Source organism: Brachybacterium tyrofermentans, assembly GCF_014897585.1.
In the GTDB taxonomy this organism is placed as follows: domain Bacteria; phylum Actinomycetota; class Actinomycetes; order Actinomycetales; family Dermabacteraceae; genus Brachybacterium; species Brachybacterium tyrofermentans.
Genome location: NZ_JABUXW010000004.1, coordinates 177,800 through 202,762, shown reverse-complemented (window position 1 = coordinate 202,762; position 24,963 = coordinate 177,800). Strand labels below are relative to the sequence as shown.

The 24,963-nt window shown below is 69.4% G+C and carries 19 protein-coding genes; 9 read left to right on the top strand and 10 right to left on the bottom strand.

What is annotated here, in order from left to right; all coding sequences use genetic code 11:
• Positions 1 to 319 precede the first annotated feature (319 nt).
• The 3 genes from INT49_RS04490 (at position 320) to INT49_RS04480 (ending at position 8,758) form a co-directional block, all read left to right on the top strand.
• Entirely contained in the window at positions 320 to 1,288 is a 969-nt protein-coding gene (locus tag INT49_RS04490) for a hypothetical protein (RefSeq protein ID WP_193116512.1), read from the top strand.
• A 258-nt stretch (positions 1,289 to 1,546) separates the two neighbouring features.
• Positions 1,547 to 5,488, top strand: coding sequence for a GH92 family glycosyl hydrolase (locus INT49_RS04485; RefSeq protein WP_193116511.1), 3,942 nt, complete (start codon positions 1,547 to 1,549; stop codon positions 5,486 to 5,488).
• A 9-nt stretch (positions 5,489 to 5,497) separates the two neighbouring features.
• On the top strand, positions 5,498 to 8,758 hold the full coding sequence (locus tag INT49_RS04480; RefSeq protein WP_226849718.1) for a GH92 family glycosyl hydrolase: 3,261 nt from the start codon (positions 5,498 to 5,500) through the stop codon (positions 8,756 to 8,758).
• Positions 8,759 to 8,799: 41 nt separating this feature from the next.
• Here INT49_RS04480 and INT49_RS04475 read toward each other — a convergent pair whose 3' ends face one another.
• The 7 genes from INT49_RS04475 to INT49_RS04445 form a co-directional block, all read right to left on the bottom strand.
• Positions 8,800 to 9,816 carry a LacI family DNA-binding transcriptional regulator gene (locus INT49_RS04475; protein ID WP_193116510.1) on the bottom strand — a complete coding sequence of 339 codons (1,017 nt, stop codon included), beginning with the start codon at positions 9,814 to 9,816 and terminating at the stop codon, positions 8,800 to 8,802.
• A 67-nt stretch (positions 9,817 to 9,883) separates the two neighbouring features.
• The gene (locus INT49_RS04470) at positions 9,884 to 10,897 is read right to left on the bottom strand and encodes a LacI family DNA-binding transcriptional regulator (RefSeq protein WP_319021509.1); all 1,014 of its coding nucleotides are present in this window, start codon (positions 10,895 to 10,897) and stop codon (positions 9,884 to 9,886) included.
• Positions 10,898 to 10,977: 80 nt separating this feature from the next.
• Positions 10,978 to 12,114: a substrate-binding domain-containing protein gene (locus tag INT49_RS04465; RefSeq protein ID WP_226849717.1), complete on the bottom strand. Its 1,137-nt coding sequence runs from the start codon at positions 12,112 to 12,114 to the stop codon at positions 10,978 to 10,980.
• 142 nt (positions 12,115 to 12,256) lie between these two features.
• Positions 12,257 to 13,528, bottom strand: coding sequence for a sugar ABC transporter permease (locus INT49_RS04460; RefSeq protein ID WP_193116509.1), 1,272 nt, complete (start codon positions 13,526 to 13,528; stop codon positions 12,257 to 12,259).
• A gap of 27 nt (positions 13,529 to 13,555) precedes the next feature.
• Positions 13,556 to 15,103, bottom strand: coding sequence for a multiple monosaccharide ABC transporter ATP-binding protein (mmsA, locus tag INT49_RS04455; protein ID WP_193116508.1), 1,548 nt, complete (start codon positions 15,101 to 15,103; stop codon positions 13,556 to 13,558).
• A gap of 340 nt (positions 15,104 to 15,443) precedes the next feature.
• On the bottom strand, positions 15,444 to 17,174 hold the full coding sequence (locus tag INT49_RS04450) for a GH39 family glycosyl hydrolase (RefSeq protein WP_193116507.1): 1,731 nt from the start codon (positions 17,172 to 17,174) through the stop codon (positions 15,444 to 15,446).
• 184 nt (positions 17,175 to 17,358) lie between these two features.
• On the bottom strand, positions 17,359 to 17,964 hold the full coding sequence (locus INT49_RS04445) for a flavin reductase family protein (protein WP_193116506.1): 606 nt from the start codon (positions 17,962 to 17,964) through the stop codon (positions 17,359 to 17,361).
• A 294-nt stretch (positions 17,965 to 18,258) separates the two neighbouring features.
• Here INT49_RS04445 and INT49_RS04440 point away from each other — a divergent pair, with 294 nt between their 5' ends.
• The 3 genes from INT49_RS04440 to INT49_RS04430 all read left to right on the top strand — a co-directional run bounded on the left by INT49_RS04440 (position 18,259) and on the right by INT49_RS04430 (position 20,283).
• Complete coding sequence (locus INT49_RS04440) at positions 18,259 to 18,909, top strand: VOC family protein (RefSeq protein ID WP_193116505.1); 651 nt, start codon at positions 18,259 to 18,261, stop codon at positions 18,907 to 18,909.
• Positions 18,910 to 18,983: 74 nt separating this feature from the next.
• Complete coding sequence (locus INT49_RS04435) at positions 18,984 to 19,436, top strand: hypothetical protein (RefSeq protein WP_193116504.1); 453 nt, start codon at positions 18,984 to 18,986, stop codon at positions 19,434 to 19,436.
• A gap of 52 nt (positions 19,437 to 19,488) precedes the next feature.
• Positions 19,489 to 20,283, top strand: coding sequence for a hypothetical protein (locus tag INT49_RS04430; protein WP_193116503.1), 795 nt, complete (start codon positions 19,489 to 19,491; stop codon positions 20,281 to 20,283).
• On the opposite strand, the gene INT49_RS21370 is transcribed toward INT49_RS04430, so the two are convergent.
• The gene (locus INT49_RS21370) at positions 20,256 to 20,384 is read right to left on the bottom strand and encodes a hypothetical protein (protein ID WP_264298749.1); all 129 of its coding nucleotides are present in this window, start codon (positions 20,382 to 20,384) and stop codon (positions 20,256 to 20,258) included. The genes INT49_RS04430 and INT49_RS21370 overlap by 28 nt on opposite strands.
• Positions 20,385 to 20,537: 153 nt before the next feature.
• Positions 20,538 to 21,290, bottom strand: a complete 753-nt coding sequence (locus tag INT49_RS04425; RefSeq protein ID WP_193116502.1) for a metallophosphoesterase — start codon at positions 21,288 to 21,290, stop codon at positions 20,538 to 20,540.
• A gap of 188 nt (positions 21,291 to 21,478) precedes the next feature.
• Here INT49_RS04425 and INT49_RS04420 point away from each other — a divergent pair, with 188 nt between their 5' ends.
• Entirely contained in the window at positions 21,479 to 21,817 is a 339-nt protein-coding gene (locus INT49_RS04420) for a DUF6508 domain-containing protein (RefSeq protein ID WP_193116501.1), read from the top strand.
• Positions 21,818 to 21,838: 21 nt separating this feature from the next.
• On the opposite strand, the gene INT49_RS04415 is transcribed toward INT49_RS04420, so the two are convergent.
• Positions 21,839 to 22,387: a P-loop NTPase family protein gene (locus INT49_RS04415; protein ID WP_193116500.1), complete on the bottom strand. Its 549-nt coding sequence runs from the start codon at positions 22,385 to 22,387 to the stop codon at positions 21,839 to 21,841.
• A gap of 148 nt (positions 22,388 to 22,535) precedes the next feature.
• On the opposite strand from INT49_RS04415, the gene INT49_RS04410 reads away from it, so the two are divergent.
• Together INT49_RS04410 and INT49_RS04405 are read left to right on the top strand one after the other, a co-directional pair.
• Positions 22,536 to 23,969, top strand: a complete 1,434-nt coding sequence (locus tag INT49_RS04410) for an Nramp family divalent metal transporter (protein WP_193116499.1) — start codon at positions 22,536 to 22,538, stop codon at positions 23,967 to 23,969.
• Between the two features lie 50 nt (positions 23,970 to 24,019).
• The gene (locus INT49_RS04405; protein WP_193116498.1) at positions 24,020 to 24,946 is read left to right on the top strand and encodes an alpha/beta hydrolase fold domain-containing protein; all 927 of its coding nucleotides are present in this window, start codon (positions 24,020 to 24,022) and stop codon (positions 24,944 to 24,946) included.
• Positions 24,947 to 24,963 lie beyond the last annotated feature (17 nt).

Here is a 24,963-nt window from a genome sequence, read left to right as displayed (position 1 = left end):
GTCTCATCGCGAATCATCCGCTCAGTTCGTGCCGGGCCGCTGTGCCCGAGCCACTGCGGGCCCGCGTCATCGCGAGCCTCCGGGTGACACCTCCCCACCCGGGAGCAGGGTTCCAGCCGCATGACAACCTTGTCAACAGGTGAGAAAGGGTGTTGACTCGGTGGCGTCCGAGGATGACCGCGCCGAGTGCACGCAGCAGATCGACCCAGGGCTGCGACGTCTCGGCGCGACCGTCGGACGTCCCGCAATCCCTCCGACGGCTGGGGTGATCGACGCTCCAGCCCGTCCCTCACGATGATGTGACGACGAAAGGACCGCCATGCGCTGGCGCACCGCACTCTCCACCACTGCCGCCGTAGGACTGCTCTCGATGGGCATCGCCCTGCCCGCCCACGGGGCACTGACCACGTACTGCCTGGGCACCGCCGCCGACGTGACCGTCCCCGGGGACCTGGTCGTCCGCGCCGACCAGTCCTGCGACCTGTCCGGCGTGACCGTGACCGGGAACGTCACCGTTCGAGCGGGGGCGGATCTGATCGCCCAGGGTTCCACGTTCGACGGCAACCTCCGTGTGCAGGAGGATGCCTATCTCGACGCGAAGGGGTCGACCATCGCGGGCAAGCTGGTCCTGCGCTCGGCTTACGGCGCCTACGTCGAGGACGGTGCCGTCGCTGGCCGCACCGACGCCCAGGAGTCAGGATTCCTCTACAGCCTGGGCTCGGAGCACAGCGCCAGGGTCGTCGCCGCGAGCGGGGAGACCTATCTCGACGGGTCCGTGGTCCGAGGTGACGTCATCACGACCGACGAACACCTGACGGACATCTACGACAGCTGGATCACCGGCGATCTGAGCGTGACCGACGCTGCCGAGGGCGGGCTGCTGTGCACCAGCGAGGTCGACGGCAATCTCAGCTACGCGGGCAGCGGGGGAGTGGTGCAGATCAGCGCCGGTGCACCGGTCGGACCCTGCGGCGTCAGCTACGTCGGCGGCGACGTCGCGCTGACGGACAACACGGACGGCGTGCTCATCAGCAGCACGATCGTCCGCGGCGACCTGCGCTGCGACGGGAACGACCCGGCCCCGACCGGCACGGACAACCGCGTGCGCGGAGCATCCGAGGGCCAGTGTGCCGAGCTCGCCGCGCCGGCGGACACCTCCGGCGGCGCCCGGCTCGCGCCGCAGCAGGTCGACGACCGCCGCGCCGGCGTCCTGGAGAAGGCCGGGGCCCGCGCCGCCGAGGGCGAGCGGGAGGCCGCCGCCGCGGGCAGCGCCGAGATCGGCGGCTGAGCCGCACCCGGCGATCGTCGTGCAGCCCGGAGCCCGTCCCTGATCAGGGGCGGGCTCCGGCTATGTGGCGAGGAATTCCGGGCAGTGGCCGAATCTCGACGAATCGGACATCTTTGGCAAGAGGGGTTCCCGGGGGTGACGTAGGTCGCTACCATCGCAGATGACATCGTTGTCAAAGGCGTGTCGGCACCGGAGCCCGCAGGGAGAGCCTCACCCACGGAGCACGGCGGCCGGGCACCTCATGAGGGGAACCACCACATGTCCAGGACCAGCAGCAGACGTCTTCCGCGCTCGGCCCGAGTCTCCCGAGCAGCCCTCGCGGCAGCGCTCATCCTCGGCCTGACGGTCCTGCCGCCGGCGGCCGCCGCGCCCAACGCACCGGACGCTCCGGGCACCACGTCCGAGGAGCCCGCACCGCGCTTCGCGACCTCGTACGAGACCGACGACCCGGAGCTCGACTGGACCGATCAGGCCGAGACCCGCCCCGACGGGACCCCCTGGTCCGAGAACATCGCCACCTCGTCGGTCCCCGGCGACCTGACCTCGCGCGTCAGCGCCGTGACCGCGAGTGCCGAGAACTCGCCGCAGGAATCGGCGTCGAAGGCGGTGGACGGGAGCTCCGCGTCGAAGTGGCTGGCCTTCGACTCCGCGGCCTGGCTGCAGATCGAACTCGAGGAACCGCTCGTGGTCGCCGACTACCTCCTGACCTCCGCCAATGACTCGCCCGAGCGGGATCCGAAGGACTGGACCCTGCAGGGTTCGACCGACGGCGCCACTTGGACCACCCTGGACACCCAGGCGGACCAGTCGTTCGACGGGCGCAGCTCCGCGACCACCTACGAGACCGACAACACCACCGCGTACCCGTTCTACCGACTCGACATCTCCGCCGTCGCCAGTGGGGACACCGTCCAGCTCGCCGAACTCACTCTGTCTGACGGCTCCGCCGAGGCCGATCCCGGAATGCAGGTCACGCCCGGCAGCGGCCCCGCCGCTGCGTACGCGTCGGCGACCGAGGTCGGATTCACCGGAGTGGGCTCCCTGCGCTACTCCGGCAGCACGACCTCCGAAGGCGGCGGCCACCACTGGCAGAAGCTGCACGACGTCGATCTCCCCATCGCCGCGGACACCGAGCTCAGCTACCGCATCTTCCCGGAGTTCGGGGGCGACCAGAGCTACGCCTCGACGAACACCGCGATCGACCTCGCCTTCACCGACGGCACCTACCTCAGCGAGCTCGGCGCGCAGGACCAGTACCGGTTCGACAGTTCGCCCGCCGGGCAAGGAGAGTCCAAGGCCCTCTTCACTGACCAGTGGAACCAGCGCACGCTGCGGCTGGGCGAGGTCGCGGAGGGCAAGACCATCGACCGCATCCTGCTCGGCTACGACGCCCCCGTCGGGCCCGTCGGATTCGCCGGCTGGATCGACGACATCGAGATCGCCGAACGCCCGGTCCAGAGCGAGGAGCGTCCCTCGGACTGGGTCGACACCCGCCGCGGGACACATTCCTCCGGCTCCTACTCGCGCGGGAACAATCTGCCTGCCACCGTGGTGCCGCACGGCTTCAACTTCTGGACCCCGGTCACGGACGCCAGCGCACTGAACTGGCCCTACTCGTATCACCAGGGCAACGACGAGCAGAATCGTCCGCAGCTGCAGGCCTTCGCCGCCAGCCACGCCCCGAGCCCCTGGATGGGTGACCGGCAGACCTTCCAGTTCATGCCCTCGACGGCTGAAGGCGCCCCGGAGACTGACCGGGATGCTCGGGCTATGACGTTCTCCCATGACAAGGAGAAGGCCACCGCCCATCACTACAGCGTCGAGTTCGACAACGGCATGGTCACCGAGATGGCGCCGACCGACCACGCTGCGCTGGTCCGTTTCGACTTCCCGGAGGGCGACGCCTCCGTCATCTTCGACAACGTCAATGACGACTCCGGTCTCACGCTGAACGACGACGGCACCGTGTCCGGATACTCCGACGTGCGCAGCGGACTGTCCGCCGGCGCCACGCGCCTGTTCGTCCACGCCGAGTTCGACCAGGAGGTGGTCGAGCAGGACGCCGAGGATGGGAACACCGGCTGGGTGCGGCTCGCGCCCGAGGCCGACGGCAGCGCCACGATGCGCATCGCCACCTCGCTGATCAGCCTGGAGCAGGCGAAGCGGAACCTGGAGCAAGAGATCACCGCGGACGACACCCTCGACACCGTGCGCGACCGCGCGCAGGCGGCCTGGGACGAGAAGCTGTCGATCATCGAGGTCGAGGGCGCCTCGCCGGACGAACTCACCACGCTCTACTCGAACCTGTATCGCCTCAGCGCCTACCCGAACTCGGGGTTCGAGAACACCGGCACCCTGGAGGAACCGCAGTTCCAGTACGCCTCCCCGGTCTCGGACCCGACAGGAGAGAGCACCGAGACCGAGACCGGTGCGAAGATCGTCGACGGCAAGATCTATGTCAACAACGGCTTCTGGGACACGTACCGGACCGCCTGGCCTGCGTACAGCCTGCTCATGCCCGATGACGCGAGCGAACTGGTCGACGGCTTCGTGCAGCAGTACCGCGACGGCGGCTGGGTCTCTCGCTGGTCCTCGCCCGGCTACGCGAACCTGATGACCGGCACCAGCTCCGACGCCGCCTTCGCCGACGCCTACACCAAGGGCGTCGAGCTCCCGGATCCGAAGGGCACCTACGAGGCCGGCCTCAAGAATGCGACCGTCACCCCGCCCGGCAGCGCGACGGACGCCGACGTCGGCCGCAAGGGATTGGGCACTTCCATCTTCCGCGGCTGGACCGATACCGAGGTCGGCGAGGGAACCTCCTGGGGGCTCGAGGGCGGCATCAACGACTTCGCCCTGGCCCGACAGGCCGAGCAGCTCGCCGCGGAACCGGGGCTGAGCGACGCCGACCAGGAGCGGCTCCGCACCGAGTCTGCCTACCTCGAGGCACGGTCGAACAACTACGTCAACCACTTCGATCCGGAGGTCGGCTTCTTCCAGGGCCGCAATGACGACGGCAGCTTCCGCTACGCGCCCGACGAGTATGACCCGAGGTCCTGGGGAGAGCATGACTACACCGAGACCAACGGCTGGAACTTCGCCTTCCACGCCCCGTTCGACGGCCAAGGCCTCGCGAACCTGTACGGCGGTCGAGAGGACCTGGCGAAGAAGCTCGACGAGTTCTACTCGACCCCGGAGACGGCCGGATTCCCCGGCACCTACGGCGGCACCATCCACGAGATGACCGAGGCCCGCGACATCAGGATGGGCCAGTGGGGGTTCTCGAACCAGGTCTCCCACCACATCCCGTTCGCCTATATCGACGCCGGCCAGCCCTGGAAGACCCAGCAGATCACCCGTGAGGTGCAGTCGCGCCACTTCGTGGGCAGCGATATCGGCCAGGGCTATGCGGGCGACGAGGACAACGGGGAGACCTCGGCCTGGTGGCTGTTCACCATGCTCGGGCTCTATCCGCAGCAGCTCGGGGATGGCACCTACGCCGTGACCTCGCCGCTGTTCACGAAGGCGACCGTCCATCTCCCAGGCGGTGAGGACATCGTCGTCAACGCCCCCGAGAACAGCACCGAGAACATCTATGTCCAGTCCCTCGCGGTCGACGGCGAGAACCGGGAGCAGGCCTGGATCGACCACGAGACGCTCGCCGACGGCGCCGTCCTCGACTTCACGATGGGCCCGGAGCCCTCCGACTGGGGAGCGGATCCCGAGGATGCCCGTCCGTCGCCCACCACGGGCGATGAGCCCCCGGAGCCGCTCACCGATCTCCTGGCCGACCCGGCACAGGTGGGAGGGGTCGAGGGCGCGGAGCAGGTCGTCGACGACGACTCGTCGACCCAGCTCGTCCTCACCCCGGAGGACGCCCTCACCTATAAGTCGGACACCCCGCGCAATGAAGTCACGATGTACACGCTGACCTCGGGTGACGACTCCGTCGGACATCCGACCGCGTGGGTCGTGGAGGGCTCGCGCGATGGCGAACGGTGGTACGAGATCGACCGCCGCGAGGGGGAGGCCTTCGAGTGGGAGAACCAGACCCGGCCGTTCCAGGCCACAGGGACGCGGGGCCCGGGCACGTACACCCACTACCGGCTGCGGGTGCTCGAAGGATCTTCCGACGAGGTCGGGCTCGCCGAGCTCGAGTTCTTCGACATCGACGTCGACCAGCCCGCCCCCGAGAAGTAGGAGCAGACGATGTCGCATCGCCGCCTCGCCCCGTTCATCGCGTTCGCAGCCGTGCTGAGCCTGGCCGCCCCGCTCGCCTCCGCCGCGCCGACGGACGCAGCCTCCCCGGCCGACTCGGTCGACCTCGTGAACCCCTTCATCGGCTCCCAGGCCGAGGGGAACACCTTCCCCGGAGCGAGCCTGCCCTTCGGGATGGTGCAGCTCTCCCCGGACACCGGGCACTACGCCGGGTACCGGTACACCGACGACCGCATCCGGGGCTTCTCGATGACCCACGTCTCGGGCGTGGGCTGCGGGCTGGGCGGCGATCTGCCCATGACCCCGATGACCGGACGGCCGGACTCCACCGACTACGGCGAGTACGCGCAGCCCTTCCGGCACGAGACCGAATCGGCCTCCCCGGGGTCCTACCAGGTGACCCTCGATGACCCTGATGGTGCGGTGACCGCGGAGCTCACCGCCACCACCCGCACCGGGCAGCAGCGACTGACCTACGAGGGCTCCGAGGAGTCGGGCCTGATGCTCAACGCCGGGCAGGCGCTGCACGGGATGAGGAGCTCGAAGGTCGAGGTCCTCGACGCCCGCACGATCCGCACGACGGTCGAGGGCTCCGGCTTCTGCCAGGAGACCGAGCCGTACACGCTGCACTTCCTGACCACCTTCGACCGCGACATCGAGAACGTCGACCTCTTCGACGGCGACGAGTTCACCGCCGCGAGCACCGATGGCTCCGCCGCCACCGAGGGGGAGTCGCGGCAGGGAGCCTGGATCGGCTTCGACACCACGCAGGACCAGGACGTCGAGGTCACCACCTCGTTGTCCTGGGTCGACGCGGAGGGTGCCGCCGGGAACCTGGCCGAAGAGGGCGGGCGCAGCTTCGACGAGGTGCGTGATGCCGCCCGCAGCGTCTGGCAGGAGCGGCTCGACGCCATCGCGGTCGAGGGCGGGACCGAGGAGCAGCAGAGCACCTTCTACTCCTCCCTGTACCGCAGCCTGCTGGGACCGCACCGCGGCGACGACGTCGATGGCCGCTACCTGGGCTGGGACGACGAGGTCCACACCGCCGACGGCCACGGGTACTACCAGACCTCCTCGCTGTGGGACACCTACCGCACCCAGATCCAGCTGCTGGCGCTGATCGCCCCGCAGGAGGCGCGGGACCAGTCGATCTCCCTGATCCTGCAGGGCGAGCAGAGCGGGCGGCTCCCGCGCTGGGGATGGGGACCGGTCGAGACCAACGTGATGACCGGCGACCCCGTCACCCCGCAGCTCGTCACGGCCCAGCAGTACGGACTCCTCGAGGGCTGGGAGGATCGACTCTGGACGCAGCTGGTCCAGAACGCCGACACCGTCCCGTCGTCGGACCATCCGGCCAACGGGCGCGCCGGCAACGACCACTACCTCGAGCACGGGTACGTGCCCGCCGAGACCGGGGCGGAGTGCAGACCGGGCGACTGCGACCTGGACCATGCAGGGTCGGCGACGATGGAGTACGCGGTCGCCGATGCGGCGATGTCGGTGCTCGCCGAGGACCTCGGCCACGAGGACGACGCGCTCCGCTACGCCGAGCGTTCCCGCTCCTGGGAGAGCATCATCAACCCGGATACAGGGTTCCCCCAGCCCCGCGATGCCGACGGGGTCTTCGTCGGCGATCCGGACCCGGCCTTCACCAAGGGGTTCCATGAGGGCACCTCCTGGCAGTACAACTGGCTGGTCCCGCAGGACGTGCCGGGGCTGATCGCGAAGATCGGCGGCACGGAGGCCACCAACGAGCGTCTGGACAGCTTCTTCGCCTACGACCAGCTGCTCACGGACCCCGAGGGGACCGCCCGCGACGTCTGGGTCAACAGCGCCTACGACTACTACGGGACCTCCCGCTACAACCCGCAGAACGAGCCGGACCTGCACGCCCCCTACCTTTACCTGTGGACGGGGCAGCCCTGGAAGAGCTCGGACGTGGTGCGGGCGGCGCTCACCCTGTTCTCGGACAACCCCTCCGGCATCACCGGCAATGACGACGTCGGCACCATGTCCGCCTGGCACGTGCTGTCCTCGCTGGGCATCTACCCGGCGATCGCCGGCACTGACGTCCTGACGATCGGGTCCCCGGTCTTCGACCGCGCCGTGATCGACCTGCCGAAGCCGTTCTACGACGGTGATCTGGTGATCGAGGCGCCCGGCACCTCGCAGGACGCCCGCTATGTCCAGCAGGTGGAGCTCGACGGCCGCACGCACCGCCAGAGCTGGCTGACCGCCGCCGACCTGCGCGACGGGGCGGACCTCGATATCGGCCTCGGCACCGAGCCCTCGGACTGGGCCACCCGCCGCGGCGAGCAGCCGCCGGCCCCGGTCCCCGGGCGTGGAGAGCGACAGCAGGAGGATCTCGGCGCCGCGCTCACCACCGAGGCGCCGCTGACAGTGATCTCGGGCGAGGAGACGACGATCGACGCCACTGTGTCGGCCGTGCTGACCGGGCGCGGCGAGATCACGGCCGACGTCGCCCTCACCTCCGACGATGCTGTCGCCGTGACCCCGGAGCAGGGGGAGCTGCGCGTGCAGGGAGACGGTTCCCCGCAGCGCGCCGAGCTGCCCGTGACGCTGACCGTCCCGGCCGATGCTCCCGCGGGCGAGCACACCGTCACCGCGACGGTGACCTCCCGGCTCGGCACCGTCGAGTCCGAGCTGGTGGTGCAGGTGCTGGATACCGGCTGCGAGGCGGCGGGCTCCCAGTGCATCGTGCCGCTGGAGGATGCGCTCACCCTGGACGGCGTCGCCACGCTCGAGGACACCTCGGCGGGGGACTTCGACGGAAAGGGATGGGCCTTCGCGGGCGATGAGCTGCCGGCGCCCGGCGAGGCGCTGGTCGACGACGTGGTGATGCGGATCCCCTCGACCGAGGGCACGGACCCGAACCTGGCGGTCGGCCCCTTCACTGTCGAGGTCGGGCAGCTCACCCAGCGGCTGACCCTGCTCGCCACCGCCCGCAACGGCGATACGAGCGACGTGCCGCTGACCCTCACCTACGCCGACGGCAGCGCCGAGGAGACCACGGTCTCGGTCGGGGACTGGGCAGGCGGCTCACCGAAGTTCGACAACCGGCCGGGCCTCCACCAGGAGTACCGGATCGAGAACGGGGTCGGCCGGGTAGGACCGGAGACCGATCTGTGGCTGCTCGACGTCCCGGCCGACCCGACCCGGGAACTGACCTCGATCACGGTCGGCGACGACCCCGACCTCGCCGTGATGGCGGTGACGGCGCAGCGCGCCTGACCCGCGCCGCCGCAGAGGCGGGCCGGATCGCCGCAGCGTGGTCACTCCAGCGGCGTCGCCGTGGAGCGGCGCACGACCAGCTCGGTCGGCAGCCGCACCCGGCGGCGCCGCCCTGCTCGGCCATGGATCCTCTCCAGCAGCATCTCGGCGCCGACGGTCCCCATGTCGGCGGGGGAATTCGAGACCACGCTGACCCCCAGCACGTCGGCGAGCTCGACGTCGTCGAAACCGATCAGCGCGGGAGGATGCGCGGCGTCCGCCACCGCGCGCATCCCACCGACCGCCATCCGGTTGTTCGTGGCGAACACCGCAGTGGGTGGGGAGGGGCGTGCCAGCAGCTGTCGCATCGCGGCCTTAGCCCCGTCGGCGTCGTGGGCGTCGGTGACGATGAGACCCTCGTCGATCGGCACCTCGGCCTCGGCCAGGGCGCGGCGCACGCCGGCGATCCGCTCGCGATGGGTGGGCAGAGAGCCGAGATCGCCGATGACTCCGATCCGCCGGTGCCCCTGGGCCAGCAGGTGGTCGATGGCCGCACGGGATCCTCCGACGTTGTCGAACATGACCTCGTCGACCTCCAGGCCGTGGCCCGGTCGGTCCAGGAACACCGTCGGGGTGCGGCTCTCCGCGTGATGCTGCAGATGACGGTGGTCCGTGCGCGAGGAGACGACGAGCAGGCCGGCGACACGACGCTCGAGGAAACCGCTGATGACGCGTGCCTCCGAGGCCGGGTCCTCGTCGCTGACTCCCGTGAACAGGAGCAGGCCCTGTGCGGCCAGCACCTGGCCGGCGGCATAGGCGATCGCCAGGTAGAAGGGGTTGGAGACGTCCGCGATGACCATCGCGACGACGTTCGATGTGCGGTGCGAGCGCAGGTCGCGCGCCAGGAGGTTCGGGCGGTACCCGAGCTCGGCGGCAGCCTTCTTCACCCGTTCGTAGGTGATCGGCGCGACGTGCGCCTCATCGTTGAGCGCGCGGGACGCCGTCTTGATGCTGACCCCGGCGGCCTCGGCGACCTGCCGCAGGGTGGGGAGTCCCCGCAACGCGTCGTGCGTGGACATTGGGCTCCCTCGACAACTGCTCCGGCATGGTTGTGAGCATGATAGTCGCGCCCGCCCTGCCCTGTTCTCAGCCGCCGCATCCGCACGACTGCCGCAGGGTCAGGGTCGTCCCGAGGACCAGGTGCTCCACCGGCAGCGAGTGGTCCTCGAGGCGCGCGAGCAGTCGTTGTGTGGCGCGGTGGCCGAGCTGCCCCGGGTCCTGCTTCACCACGCTGATCGCGGGGTCGAGCAGGTCCGCGTGACCGAAGTCGTCGAAGCCCATCAGGGCGATCTCCCGCTGCAGCCCTCGCTGCTGGAGGGCCCGTACCGCTCCCGTGGTGATCTGGTTGCGGGCGGTGAACACCGCGGTCGGCGGGTCCTCGCCGTCGAGGAGGTCGAGCAGCGCCTGCGCGGTCTCCGCCTCGGTCGTGAGTCCGTCGACGACCTGGAGGTCGTTCGCGGGCAGTCCGGCGTCCTCCCATCGGCGTCGCGCACCGGCGATGCGCTGGGCAGCAGTGTGCAGCGTACCGAGATGGGTGAGTACCGCGACGCGGCGATGTCCGTGGTCGATGAGGTGCGCGATCGCGTCCCGGGCGCCCTGGGTGCTGTCTGCCATCACCGTGTCCACTGTGATCCCGTGGGGTGGGCGGTCGACGGCCACGATCGGGGTGCCCAGGTCGATCTCGTGCTGGAGGTAGGAGAGATCGCCGGGGGAGGGCATGAGGACGAGCCCGTCCACACGACGGGCCAGGAGGCCGAGTGCGAGCTGGCGCTCGCGGTCGGGATCCTCGTCGGTGCTTCCCGTGAAGATGCTGACGCGGTGCTGTTGAGCGGCGTCCTCGATCGCTCGGTGGAGGGCGGCGTCGAACTCGTTGTCGACGCTCGCGACGAGGAGCCCGAGGCTGTCGGTGCGGCCGGTGGCGCGTCGCAGGTTCCCGGCGGTCATGTCGCGCCTGTAGTGCAGCTCGGCGGCGGCCAGATGCACCCTCTCCGCTGTCCGCTCGGTGACCCCGGGCTCCCCGTTGATCACGCGGGAGACCGTCTTGAAGCCCACGCCGGCGCGTGCGGCGACGTCCTTCATCGTGGGGCGTTTCCTCGCCACCAAGGGCTCCTCTCAACAGAGGTGGCTCCATGGTCGAGCGACCATGGAGCCACCTGCTGCGTTTCGTCCTGCGGGAGGGTTCAGCCGTCCAGGAGTGCCAGGCGATCGGGGTCGTCGGCGAAGACCTCCTTGGCGTTCTCCTTCGTCACCACCACCGGGTCCAGGGCGTAGATCGGTACGTCGATCGTCCCGTTGTTCTCGGTCTCGTCGGCCGCCGGGGGCTCCTCGCCCTTCTGGTAGGCGGAGATGATCTCGATGGTCTTCGCGACGAGGTCCTTCGTGGGCTTGTGGACGGTGGAGTACTGATCGCCCTTCCAGATGGAGGTGATCGATTCGGTCTCTGCGTCCAGGCCGTCGACGACGGGGACGTCCTGGCCGGCGGCCGTGCAGGACGTGATGATCGCGCGGGCGATCCCGTCGTTGGGGGAGAGCACGCCGTCGATCTGCTTGTCGGAGTAGTTCGCTGCGAGGATCGAGTCCATGCGGCTCTGGGCCTTGCCGTTGTCCCAGTCCTGGGTGGCGGCCTGCTGGAAGTCCACCTGCCCGGAGACGACCACGACGGTGCCGTCGTCGATCTTCGGCTGGAGCACGGACATCGCGCCGGTGAAGAAGTTCGGGGCGTTGGGGTCCGCGGGGCCGCCGCCGAACAGCTCGATGTTGTACGGGCCCTCGCCCTTGCGCTCGGCGAGCCCGTCGAGCAGCGACTGGCCCTGCAGCTCGCCGGTTCGGATGCTGCCGAACTGCACCACGGCGTCGACCGCGTCGGTGTTCTCGATCAGGCGGTCATAGCCGATGATCCGCACGCCGGCGTCCTTCGCGGCCTTCAGGGCGCTGCCGAGCTGGGTGCCGTCGATGGGGCCGACGACGATCGCCTTCGCCCCCTGCTGGACCATGGCCTCGATCTGCTGCTGCTGCTGAGGCACCTTGTTGTCGGCCGCCTGGACGAGCGCGGTGAAGCCTGCCTCCTTCAGCTGCGCCGTGAACAGGTCCTGGGCCTCCGCCCAGTTCTGCGTGCCGAGCCAGGGGAGGGACACCCCGACGGTCGCGTCGGCGTCGAATCCGCCGCCGGCGCCCGAGTCCCCGCCGCCCGTGTCCTCGGCGGTGCGGCCCCCGCCGCACGCGGCCAGGAGGAGGGAGCTGGCAGCGGCGACGCCGCCCAGGGCGAACGTCCTTCTCTTCACGGTCGTCATGCTCGTGACGGTCTTCGTGGTCTTCATGGGATCTCCTTATGAGGATGGGTGCCCGCCATCGGGCTCCCAGATGAGGTGATGCGGGGTGAGGTGATGTGGGAGAGGGCGGTGCGCCCGGGGTGGCTGTCGCCCGGTCGCCCAGGAGACTGCGCCCGGCCGCCCAGGGGGACTACTGCCCGGTTGCGCCGGGGGTCGTGGGGGCGATCTGCACGGGCTCGGTGGTGCTCTCGGACTTGGTCCGATCGCCGAAGAGGCGCCCGCTGATCGAGGGGCGGCCCTGCTGCTTGTTGTAGACGTCGAAGGCGACGGCGGCGAGGAGCACGAGCCCCTTGATCACCTGGGTCTTGTCCTGGCCCACGCCCATGAGGAACAGGCCCGAGTTCAGCGTGGCCATCACGAGGCCGCCAATCATGGTCGCGGTGACGGTGCCGATGCCGCCGGAGACGGCGGCCCCGCCGATGAACACCGCGGCGATCGCGTCGAGCTCCCACATGTTGCCGTCCGAGGGGCCGGCGGAGGTGGCCCGGGCGACGAACAGGATCCCGGCGAGAGCGGCGAGGAACGACATGTTCATCATGACCAGGAAATACACCCGGTTCACACTCACGCCGGAGAGGGCCGCGGCCTGCTTGTTGCCGCCCACGGCGTAGATGTGGCGGCCGAACGTGGTGCGCTGGGTGATGACGTGGTAGATGATCACGAGCGCCACGAGGATCAGGCCGGGCACCGGGAAGGACGTGCCGGGCCGGCCGCTGCCGAACAGGAAGGTGACGTAGGCGAGGACGGCGCCGACGAGCACCACGCGGATGATCACGGCTGTGAAGTTCAGGCCGCTCTCGCCGTCCGCGACCCGGCGGCGGTAGGTGCTGATCTGGCTCCAGGCGTACAGGGCGATCGCGAGGATCCCCAGCAGCAGGGTGGAGTTGTTGAGGTACGTCCAGGCGGGGCCCCATTCGGGGAGGTAGCCCGCGCCCAGCACGTTCAGCTCGGGCGGCACGGGGACGCTCACGGATCCGCTGATCCAGATCACGCCGCCGCGGAAGAGCATCATGCCGGCCAGCGTGGTGATGAACCCGGGGATCCCGATCTTCGCGAGCCAGAACCCGTGCCAGCACCCGATGAGGGCGCCGATCACGAGGCCGGCCAGCAGCGCCGCCCACCACGGGAAGTGGAGGTCGCGCGCCGAGAGGGCGACGCACATGCCGACGAATCCGGCGACCGAGCCGACGGACAGGTCGATGTGGCCGATGACGATCACCATCACCATGCCGATCGCGAGGATCAGCACGTAGGCGTTGCCGGCGATGAGGTTCTGCATGTTCCCGGGGGTGAGCATCTTGCCCCCGGAGGCGAGGTGGAAGCCCAGGAGGAGCGCCACGAGGGCGAACACCATCGTGAACTGACGGAAGTCCGTCCCGAAGACCTGCTTCACTGCATTCATTGTTTTGTTCTCTCGTTCCTGCGCCGGTCAGGCAGCGGATCCGACGGTGGTGGTCATCATGCGCATGAGCGTTTCCTGGTCGGCCTCGGAGCGAGGAACCTCCCCGGAGATGCGTCCTTCGCAGATGGTGTAGATGCGGTCGCAGATCCCCAGGACCTCGGGGAGCTCCGAGGAGATGACGATGACGGCCTTCCCCTGGTCGGCGAGGTCCTGGATGAGGCGGTAGATCTCGAACTTCGCGCCGACGTCGATGCCGCGGGTGGGCTCGTCGAGGATCAGCACGTCGGGCTCGGGGAACAGCCACTTCGCGAGCACGACCTTCTGCTGGTTGCCGCCCGAGAGGGTGGCGACGCCGACGTCGATGCCGGGGGTCTTGATCCGCAATGACCTGCGGTACCTCTCTGCGACGGTGCGCTCCATCGCGTCGTCGATGAGCCCCCGACGCACGACGGCGCGCAGGTTCGCCGAGACGATCGTGTCCTTGATGCTGTCCAGGAGGTTCAGGCCGAGGAGTTTGCGGTCCTCGGAGACGTAGGCGAGGCGGTGGCGGATCGCCTCGCGGACGGTCTTCAGCTCGACGGGTGCGCCGTGGAGGAAGATCTGGCCGGACTTGTGCACGCCGTAGGAGCGGCCGAACAGGGAGCGTGCGAGCTCGGTGCGGCCGGCGCCCATGAGGCCGGCGAAGCCGACGATCTCGCCGCGGCGTGCCACGAAGCTCTCGTCCTTGCAGACCAGCTTGCCGGGCACGGTGGGGTGCTCGACAGTCCAGCCCTGCACCTCGAGGATGACCTCGCCGCCGGTGTTCGGCTCGTGATCGGGGTACCGGTTGTCGAGCGAGCGACCCACCATGGCCCGGATGATCCGGTCCTCGTCGACCTGGCCAGCCTCCACGTCGTAGGTCTCCACGGTGCGGCCGTCACGGATCACGGTGACCGCGTCGGAGACCTCGGCGATCTCGTTGAGCTTGTGGGAGATCATGATCGAGGTGATCCCCTTGGCCTTCAGTCCCTTCATGAGGGTGAGCAGGTTCGCGGAGTCATCCTCGTTCAGGGCGGAGGTGGGCTCGTCGAGGATCAGGATCTTCACGTTCTTCGCGAGCGCCTTGGCGATCTCGACGAGCTGCTGCTGCCCGACGCCCAGCGTCTTGATCTGGGTGCCGGGGTCGACGTCCAGGCCCACCCGGGCCAGCAGGTCCAGGCTGCGTCGCCGCAGGGTGCGCCGGTCGATGAGCCCCTTGGCGACGATCTCGTTGCCCAGGAAGATGTTGTCCTCCACGGAGAGCTCGGGGATGAGGGCGAGCTCCTGGTGGATGATGACGATGCCGACGCTCTCGGAGGACTTGATGTCCTTGAAGGCCATCTCCTCGCTCTCGAACAGGATGCTCCCGCTGTAGGTGCCATGGGGGTAGACCCCGGAGAGCACCTTCATGAGAGTCGACTTGCCGGCGCCGTTCTCGCCGCAGATCGCATGGATGTCACCCCGGCGGACGGTCATCGTGACGTCGTCCAGAGCCCGGACGCCCGGGAACAGCTTGGTGATGGTGCGCATCTCCAAGATCGCGTGCGGATCGCGCATGGGAACCTCCACTCCTCATCGAGTGCGACCGCAGACCGGTCGACAACGTTGTCATCATAGGGGTGAAGGGGCCGACGATTCCGCCGAGAACAGATCACAGGAACGTCACGGTTGAGGAAAGCGGCATCCGCGGCCGCTCTGTGAATGCCTCGAGATCCTCCGGTGTGAAGGGGTCCGCTGCCTGATGGGCCCATCAGGCAGGCAGAGGGGCTCTTCAGAGGTGAAGGTGCTGGTGCCGGTGTCCGCGATCCCGCAGGGCGGGGTCGAGCACGTGGCGAGGAGGCGACGTGCACCACGACCGAGCCGAGCGAACGTATCCGCGACAGTCCGGGGGAGCGGATCAGCGGGCCTCCTCCAGCACGAGCAGGGAGACGGAAGGCAGCGGGAGCTCGAGCGTCAGCTCGAGGGTGCCCTCGGCGCTCGCCGTCACGTCGACCGCCGCCGTCAGCTCCTCGAGCCCTTCTCGCGCATGGATCTGGGCGAGCTGCTCATCGCTGGGGACCTGCGGGGATCCCAGACTCTCCCAGACGGTGTGACTGTTGGAGTGCTCGGCATCGATGCGGTGATGGGTGAGCCGGTACGCGACGGCCTCGAGCCCGCGCACGGTGAGGGAGACCGGGGTCGGTGCGTCGGCGGTGCGGTACTGGTCGTCGGTGTGCCGCCAGAGAGCGGTGACGATCCGACCGTCGCTGTCGCGGGAGGCGAGCACGTCGACCTCCTCGGGCATGGCGCGGCCGCCTGCCTGATCGAGGAGCTCGACCCCATGGGCGACGTCGCTCGTGGCCTCCACCCGGGTCTCCCCGAGGTGCGACAGGAGCCGATAGGCATTCAGCAGTGGCTTCTCGATGCGGTCCGCGGTGAGGAACGCGCGGGTGCCCTCGAAGTAGCGCTCGCCCTCGAAGTAGAAGGCCCACGACATCGCCTGCTGGATGTTCGCCCCCTCGAGGTCGCTGAGATCCAGGAGCTTCTTCATGAGCTTGACCTGGAACACCGGGTAGTACTCGGTGTTCTGGAAACGGAAGTTCGCGTTGTCGTAGAACGAGAAGTGGGCAGGGACCCCCGCGTCGCACTCATCGATGATCGCCGGCAGCGTCCGATAGGCGGGGAACTTCGCCATCACGCGCAGCATCGAGCGCACCTCGTAGAGCATCTTGTGGGCCGACGGGCTCTGCTGCTCCGGGGCGTCGCCGCCGGTGGGGCCGTACACGCGCCACGGGGTGAAGGAGGAGCCCTTGGTGTGGAAGGAGACGAAGTCCAGCGGCAGGTCATGCTCTTCGGTGTGGGCGAGGAAGCCGTGCAGGAACTCGGTGCCGCCGCCTGTGACTGCCGGCCCGCCCACCTTCGCCTGCGGCAGCACGCTGCGGATCCCGTCCACGGTCGCCGCGTACAGCTCGTGGAACTGCTCGGGGGTGCCGCGCCAGTAGAAGATGTCGGGCTCGTTCCACAGCTCCCACAGCCAGGTGTCCACCTCGGCGGCGCCGTAGCGCTTGAGGCAGTGCGCGGCCACCGCGGCGATCAGGTCGCGCCACCGGTCGTCGTCGCGCGGCGGGTAGGCCCACTGGCCAGCCTCGTAGGCCGAGTACGCAGTGGGGCTGGAGGGGATCGTCAGCTCGTCGGCCTCTGGAGGGAGGAGGTCCCGCGGCGTGAAGCCGATCTCGACCAGGACGTGGTGACCGGCCTCGACGATCGCGTCGTAGGCCTGGTCGAGGATCGTGAAGTCGTAGAACGGGGCGCCCTGGGAATCCTCGTGATAGACGTTCCCGTTGCCCCAGTGGGGGATCCCGAAGCCGGAGCCCGAGCACAGCGCGTAGTGGGGGCGGATGTGGAACCCGGTGCTGGTGAGGTCGCCGAAGGTGTTCAGGAGGTGACGCCCGGTGGGCGTGTACGTCCAGTTGATCTCGTCGAAGCCGACGCTCTCCCACAGCCTGGTGAGCGTCCCGACCTCGCGGCCGGCTTCGATCTGAACCGTAGCGGCGGTGACGTGCGGGGCATCGGGATCGCTCGGGGCGTTGGGCGGGAAGGCCCGGGCACTGGTGAGGTTCTCGTGGGTGGGCTTGGCGGTCGTGGACACGCGCGGTCACTGCCTTTCGGGGCTTCACGGAGGCTGCCTGGCAGGCTACGCGCTCGCACGGCACATGGGAATGCGCTGTCCACCCGAATGTCCCGCGCACCCCTCCGCGCAGCCCGCCACGCACAGCTGGCCCCGTTCCTCGGCGCGAGATCATGGACAACCCGCCCTGAGCTGGTCCGGGCGCTCAGCCCGGCCGGTGCAGATCGAACTTCTGGGCCTCGTCGATCCCGAAGTACGCGCTCGGCCCTCCACCGCGCAGCACCGGTCCAGCTGCTGCGGTGTCGAAGAGTCCGTCGACCAACAGCGAGTCCTCGATGTGGACGGCGACGACCTCGCCGACGACGAACGAGGAGCCGGATGATTCGCCGGAGACGGCCTGGAGGTCGATGATCTGGGTGACGCGGCACTCGAAGTTCACCGGAGAGGCGGCCACTCGGGGCGCGGCGATCTCGCTCGATGCAGCGGCCCCCAGCCCCGCGACGTCGAACTCGTCGACCTCAGCGGTCGTCGAGGAGGCGTTCATCCTCTCCGCCAGAGAGCGAGTGACCAGATTCCAGGTGAACTCGCCCGTCTCCTGGCAGTTGGCGACCGTGTCCTTCCAGGCGTTGCTGGAGAAGCCCACGAGAGGCGGCTGGTAGTTCAGCGCGTTGAAGAACGAATAGGGCGCGAGATTGCGGCGGCCACGCGCGTCGAGCGTGGCGATCCAGCCGATGGGGCGTGGCCCGACGATGGCGTTGAACGGGTCGTGGGGCAGCCGGTGCCCCTCCGTAGGCCGATAGAAGTGGGTCATCGACTCATTGTGTCGGACCATCCGCATCAGGATCGTCGCCCCCTCGGCTCCCAGCCGGCACCACCTCGCACCCGCGGTCCACCTGTGTGCTCGAGCACTGCGCGTCCCCGGAGACGGCGGAGCGTCCGCTATCGGGCTGTGCACCTTCTCCTGGACTGCGCGGCGACAGGGCGCACAGTCCGGCAAGCCGGGTAACGTCATAGCCATCGACGGTGGCCCCTTCTCGACGGAGCCCGCCACCTCCTGCTCTTCCTCGGCCTCGCCGAGACCCCGACCTCCCTGAAGGAGCGCCCCATGAGCGTCCCCCGCCTGCTCGACCACATCGTCATCGCCGGCCCCGACCTGGCCGAGATCGTGGACTGGTTCCGCGAGCTCACCGGCGTCACCGCCGCGCCCGGCGGCACCCACCCCACCGGGACCGCCAACGCCCTGGTGGCCCTCACCGTGGACGGCGCGAAGCGCCCCCACTACCTCGAGCTGATCGGCCCCGACCCGGAGCGCGAGGGCGACGAGCTGCCCAAGACCTTCAGCATCAACCGGCTGAAGAAGCCCACCCTCATCACCTACGCCGTGCACCCCGAGGGCATCGACCAGGTCGTCGAGCGCGCCCGCGCCGCCAGCTTCGACCCCGGCGACGTGGAGGAGCTCTCCCGCACCACGGCGGACGGCACGCAGCTGCAGTGGCGGCTCACCCAGGCCGCGGCCCCGCGCAACTACGCCGTCCCCTTCCTCATCGACTGGGGCACGGCCACGCAGCCGGGCCTGGGTGACCTGCCCTCGATCGAGCTGGTCTCCTTCGAGCGCATCGAGGTCAACCCCGCCCCGCAGCAGAAGTCCCTCGACGCCCTCGGCCTCGAGGACGGCGTCGCCGAGATCCGCGAAGCCCGCGGCTCCCGCTTCGTGCTGCAGCTGCGCACCGAGGACGGCCGAGACATCGAGATCTGAGGCGCGGCCGGACGTACTCTGACGCCCACGAACCTGACGCTCACGAACCTGACGCTCACGACGACGGGAGAACCATGGCGACGAAGAAGCTCACGAACCTGGTCCCGAAGGGAAACACGCTCGTCAACCTCGCGATGACGATGAGCCCCTTCGCCATCGCGCTGATCAGGAAGGCCGCGGACAACCCCGAGGTGTGGCAGAAGGTCCAGGAGCAGATCCTGCGGCTCGTCCAGCACGAAGGGGACACCCCGGAGGACATGCGCCGGACGATCGAGGCTCTGCGCGAGCAGATCGGGTACCTGACCGACTCGGCCGACGACGACGCCGAGGCGAAGCAGGCCGAGACCTGGGCGAAGCAGCTGGAGCAGCTCGACCGAGCCGCGGCGCTCCTGATGGCCCCCGGCGCGACCCGTAAGCAGAAGAAGACGCTCAGGAAGAAGATCGGCACCCTGCGGGCAGACATCCTCAAGGCGTTCATCGCCGAGGTGGACGAGGACGCGCAGAAGGAAGGCACCTCGGGCGCGTAGCGGCCACGAGAGCTGACCGCTGCTGCCCCGAACGCCTCGACGCCTAGGAAGAATGAGCGCCATGAAGGAAGACGCCGCAGCTCCGCCGGAGGTCGCGGTCGTTCCGTGGTCCGGATGCCCGAACTCGGTGGCCGGAGCATTCACCGTGCACGTGCAGGAGCCCTCCGGGGCAGGCCGGACGTTCTGGGGATGGCTCGACACGGCGGCAGCTCCCAGCACGCACGTCTGGCCGGGCACCACGTGTGTCGCAGCCGCCCCCGCGGCGCAGATCGTTCCGAGCAGCGAGAGCGTGGTCGTCACGGTCGAGAACTTCGCCCAGGGCGATGACCTCCTCGCCCACGTCCGCCAGTCCGACGGCTCCGAGATCGAACCGGCCGACGGCCACGTCGGCGCACTGGGGCAGGCCGCCGGGCGGGCCTACGCCGAGGCGGTCCGCGAGCTCCTCACCACCGCGGCTGTGCAAGGCGGTGCGACCGAGCCCGCCGAGGAGCAGCCGCTGCGGTGCGTGACGAGCGTGCCGTCGTCGCACCCCGCGTCGGCGTCCGGGTCTGCGCTGGATCTCGAGTCGTGGCACCTCGCGGACGATTCCGGGGTGATGCTGCGGGCCCTCGAACACGGCGATCCCGTGCTCGACGCCGACGGTGAGGAGCTGCGAGCGCGCCGGTTCGTCGTGCTGCGCGCAAGTTCCCTGCTGGGGGAGCTCGTGCTCCCTGTGCGGGGCGCCGCGCGTTGGTGGCCGACAAGCTCCTCGCCGTTCCTGGACACTCCGCTGCCCGTGTCAGACATGCCGGTCGGCGTCGCCCGAGTCCTGCAGTCCATTCAGGAGGCCGCTGCGCCGATGAGCTGACGGAACGCCGTGGCGTTGCCGAGAAGCGAAATGTCGTGGTCAGCGATGTCGTGGAGCACGGGCTCGGATTCGCCTGCACCGTCGGCCTCTGTCGGGTTCATGACCAGTGGGTGCACCGCATTGCCGGTCCAGCGGGTGGCCCGTTCGCATGGGGCCCAGCGGCACTCAAGATATCTGCGTGATGGTGCGCAGCGGTGCGTGCAACAGCATCTCCCCACCTCCAACTTTTCTGGGTGGCCACCTAGGAAAGTTGGTCACGCCGCCTCTCCGAACCAGACCAGGTTCCGTTCCCTCGCGGTGCCGTCGCAGTCCAGACCGATCACGGTAGATTCGGTGCCGTCGTCATGCCGGAGGCGCCCCTGGTTGAGGCAGTGATAGTGCCCGTGGAGCCAGAGCCGTGGCGTAAGCGCCGTCGCGACTTCCCAGAGACGCAGCCGGTTCGCCGTGCAGTAGTCGAGTACCCCCGGGTCGGTGTCCTCGTAGTACGCCTCGAAGCGCGGGTCGAGGGGCAGCTCGACTCCCGCGGGGCAGTCATGCGCGAGGACGATCTGCGCGGGCCCGTCGGTGATGGCGCGGTCGATCGCCGCCTGCGGGGTGATCTCATCGGCCCACCAGGAATCCCCGGGGACCCGGTGTGAACGATCGATCGAGGCCGCCCCGCCGAGCGCCACGGCGACCTCGTCGCCCACGGTGAGGCGCTGGCCATCCCGCAGATGCCGGACCCGGGACGACACGATCCCGCAGCCCTCCCCGTCACGGTCCAGCTGCTCGAGATAGCCGGTGTCGTCGTGATTGCCGCGCACGAACAGCAGCTGCATGTCGTACTCGGCGAGGGCCTGCTCGACGGCGCCGACGAAGCGGGCCTCGAAGGTGAACCCGTAGTCACCCAGATGGAGGATTGTCCGTGCACCGCGGGAGCCGACGAAAGAGATCACGGACGCAGCCCATCGCGTAGTGCCGTGCCAGTCCCCCGCGACGACCGTGGTGCGTGGATCGAGCGTGAGCATCGTGTCCTCCTGAGCGGGGATGGAAAGTCATCGTGACAGAGGAGGTCCTGCGTCGGCGCGGCCCGTGCTCGACATGTGGATGACCGGGCCGCCTCGCCGTACGGACTTCGCGGATCCCCGAGCCCCAGTACGTTGTGCGGAGGGTGGCACGTCGCCGCCGACACCGAAGCACACCAGGAGGCCACGCCATGAACAGGCAATCGGATCTGGAGCTGGTCGGGCGCGCGGTCGATCTCTGGCGCGACGATCCGCGCGGCGATAGCGCTCGGGGCGCCCTGCGTCAGGCTCTCTCCGTCGCGCATGAGCGCCTGGCCGGGCCGGACTACGAGTACATGGACCACATGCACTCACTGGATCGGGCAGACATCCCCACCGCCGATCTCGCCGACGTCTCCACCTGGTGCACGTGGGTGGTGCGCGGCGAACGCTTCTCCGACGGCCACATCGACGCGAACATCCGCGACGGCCTCGTCGCAGAGCTCATGGTCCGTCTGCTGGACGTGATCGAGGTCGAGACGGAGGGGTGACCGCAGACGCCGCGGGGCGGGCTAGCTGCGTCGCTCGCGTGCGCCGCGAAGATTGAAGGCGTCGGCGAGCACCGCCGCCGCGTCGGCCGGTGCCGTGGTCTCCGTGTCGATCGTGATGTCCCGGGGAGGGGTCTCCGCCGCGAAGCTGCCTGCGGTGCGGAGATGCCGCAGGGTCTCGACGCTGGCGAGCTTGCCGAACTGCTTGCGGTCGGCGTTCTCGATCCGGCGTTCCTGCTCGGCGGCGGAGACGTCGAGACTCGCGAACCGCACGCGTCCGCCGTGGTCGCGAACCGCGGACGTCGCCCGCTCGGGGAAGCCGGCAGGAACCGTCTCCTCCGGCGCGAAGGTGAAGATCAGCGATCTCTCCGCCTGGGCGGCAGCAGCGAAGGTGTCCAGCCAGAACGTCTCCCGCAGCCGGACGAACTCCGGCGAGCCGAACTCGAAGACCTCGAGGAGCAGGTCGACCACGAGATGGTTGTGGAAGACGGGGATCCCGGTCAGCTCGGAGAGCTGCCGGGCGACGGTGAGCTTTCCCGACGCGACGGGGCCGTGCAGGAAGACGAGGTCCATCCGGGCACAGTAGTCGGCGCGGGGGTGTCGGCGGAAGGCGATTTTCACGCGCAGCCCGCTGCATTCCCATCGCAGCCCACCGCAGTGCGCCGATAGGGTTGTCTGCCCTGCTCCTGTACGGAGCGACGCACGCGACCAGGAGTCACTGTTGACCGCATCGTCCGCCCATCCCGAACGCGCTGAGGTCGAGGAGACCCCACCGGAACGGTTCGTCAGCGGCGACCCGTACGCGCTCGACCAGTCGGCCGTGAAGGACCCGCCCGTCGGCTGGAAGGCCTCCTCGAAGTTCTTCGGGCCGGGCCTGATCGTCTCCGCCTCCGTGGTGGGCGCCGGTGAGCTGATCACCGCCACGTCCCTCGGGGCCAAGGCCGGCTTCGTGCTGCTGTGGCTCGTGTTCGTCTCGACCATCGTCAAGGTGGCCGTGCAGATGGAGATGGCCCGCTACTCCATCGTCACCGGCGAGGGCGCGATGGAGGGCTACAACCGGGTGCCGCCGAAGGCCGGGCGGGTCAGCTGGGTGTTCCTCCTCTGGGCGCTGATGGCGCTGAGCAAGCTGATCCAGACGGGCGGGCTGATCGGCGGCATGGCCGCTGCCCTGTCGATCCTGGCGCCGCTCGGCTTCGGACCGCTGTCCCCGGCGGCCGTGACGATCTGGGCCGTCGTGGTCACGGTGATCGCGATCGCCACCCTCATCTCGAACCGGTACGGGCTGATCGAGAACGTCGCGACGTTCCTGACCATGGCCTTCGTGCTGGTCACAGTGCTGGTGGTGATCGCCCTGCCGTTCAGTGCCTTCGCCTATTCAGGGGCGGATCTCGCCTCCGGGCTCAGCCTCCAGCTGCCGATCGGCGCGATCGGCATCGCGCTGACGATGTTCGGCCTGACCGGCGTGGCCTCCGAGGAGATCACCGCCTACACCTACTGGTGCCTGGAGAAGGGCTACGCCCGCTGGTCCGGCCCCAATGACGGCACTCCGGAGTACCGCGCCCGCGCGCTGGGCTGGATCGCCGTGATGCAGAAGGACGCGATCGTCTCCTGGGTCATCTACACCGTCTCCACCGCCGCGTTCTTCATCCTCGGCGCCGCCGTGCTGCACCCGCAGGGCCTGGTCCCCGAGGGCAACGAGATGATCCTGACCCTGTCCGAGACCTTCTCCGGGGTGTTCGGCGAGGTGGGCCGGATCGTGTTCCTGCTCGGCGCGCTCGCGGCGCTGGGCTCGACGATCTGGGCGGCGATCCCCTCGTGGTCGAGGTCCTGGGCCAACGCCCTGTCCATCGTGGGCGTCTTCGACTGGGCCGACGCCCGCAAGCGCACCTTCTGGATGCGCGTGTTCATCGCCTTCCTGCCTGCGATGTGGCTGCTGACGTTCCTGTGGATCAACGAGCCGCTGCTGATGATCATGGTGGGCGGCATCGCCGGGGGCATCTTCCTGGCCGCGGTCGCCATCTCCGCGCTCTACCTGCGCGGGCGCATCGAGCCCGCGCTCCGCGGGGGCCGCTTCATCTACATCGCGCTGATCATCAGCTCCCTCGCGATCATCGCGCTGGGCATCTACTCGGCCGTGACCACGGTGATCGGCTGATGGGCGAGAGTCCTGCACCCGTCGGACCGCCTTCGACACGGAGCCCGCTCGTGACCCCTCACCCAGACCCCTCGCCGGCCGTGCACCCCGGCGTCGCCTCCACCCTGCGTGCGGGGCTCGACGAGCTCGGCCGCATCATGCCCACGGATCTGCGCACGCTCGAGGACATCCTGGAGTACCGCCGCGTCGGCGCCGCCCGAACCACCACCGCGGCCGAGATCGCCACTCGCCTCGGTCTCTCGGCCGACGAACGGACCGACGTCCCGGCGTGCCCCGTGACCGTGTTCAGCACCGGCCGCGCCCCGGCCGCCAGGGTGCTTTTCCTCCACGGCGGCGGGCTCATCGCCGGGTGCCGCTTCGACGGGGCCGACGTCATCGCCCGTCACGCCGAGGCCCTGGACCTCGAGGTGTGGACCCTCGAGTACCCGCTGGCGCCGGAGCAGAGCCTCGACGCGATGATCGACGTGGTCCTCGAGGTCATCGCCTCGGCAGGCACGGATGTACCCCTCGTGCTCGCCTGCCAGAGCGGCGGGGGAGGCCTCGCCGCGGCGACCGTGATCGCCGCCCGCGACCGCGGGATCCACCTCGACGGTCAGCTGCTGGTGTGCCCCATGCTGGACCGGGCCGAGCGCCCCTCGACCCGGCAGTTCGCCGACTCCCCGGCCTGGAGCGCGATCTCCCACCGCACGGCCTGGTCCCACGTGCTCGACGGTGCGCAGACCCTGCCACCCGGCGAGACCCCGGATCTCCGCGGAGTGCCGCCCACCTTCCTGGACACCGGGGGCGCGGAGCTGTTCCGCGACAGCATCCTCGACTACACCGCACGGCTCAGCGCCGCCGGCACCGCGGTCGAGTTGCACCTGTACTCCGGGGCCTTCCACTCCTCGGACTGCGTGCTCGAGGACGCCGAGGTCTCCCGCGACGCGCACCGCGCCCGGGCGAGCTGGCTGCGGCGGGTCATCGCCGGCGACGTGTGAGGCGGATGCGTCCCGCC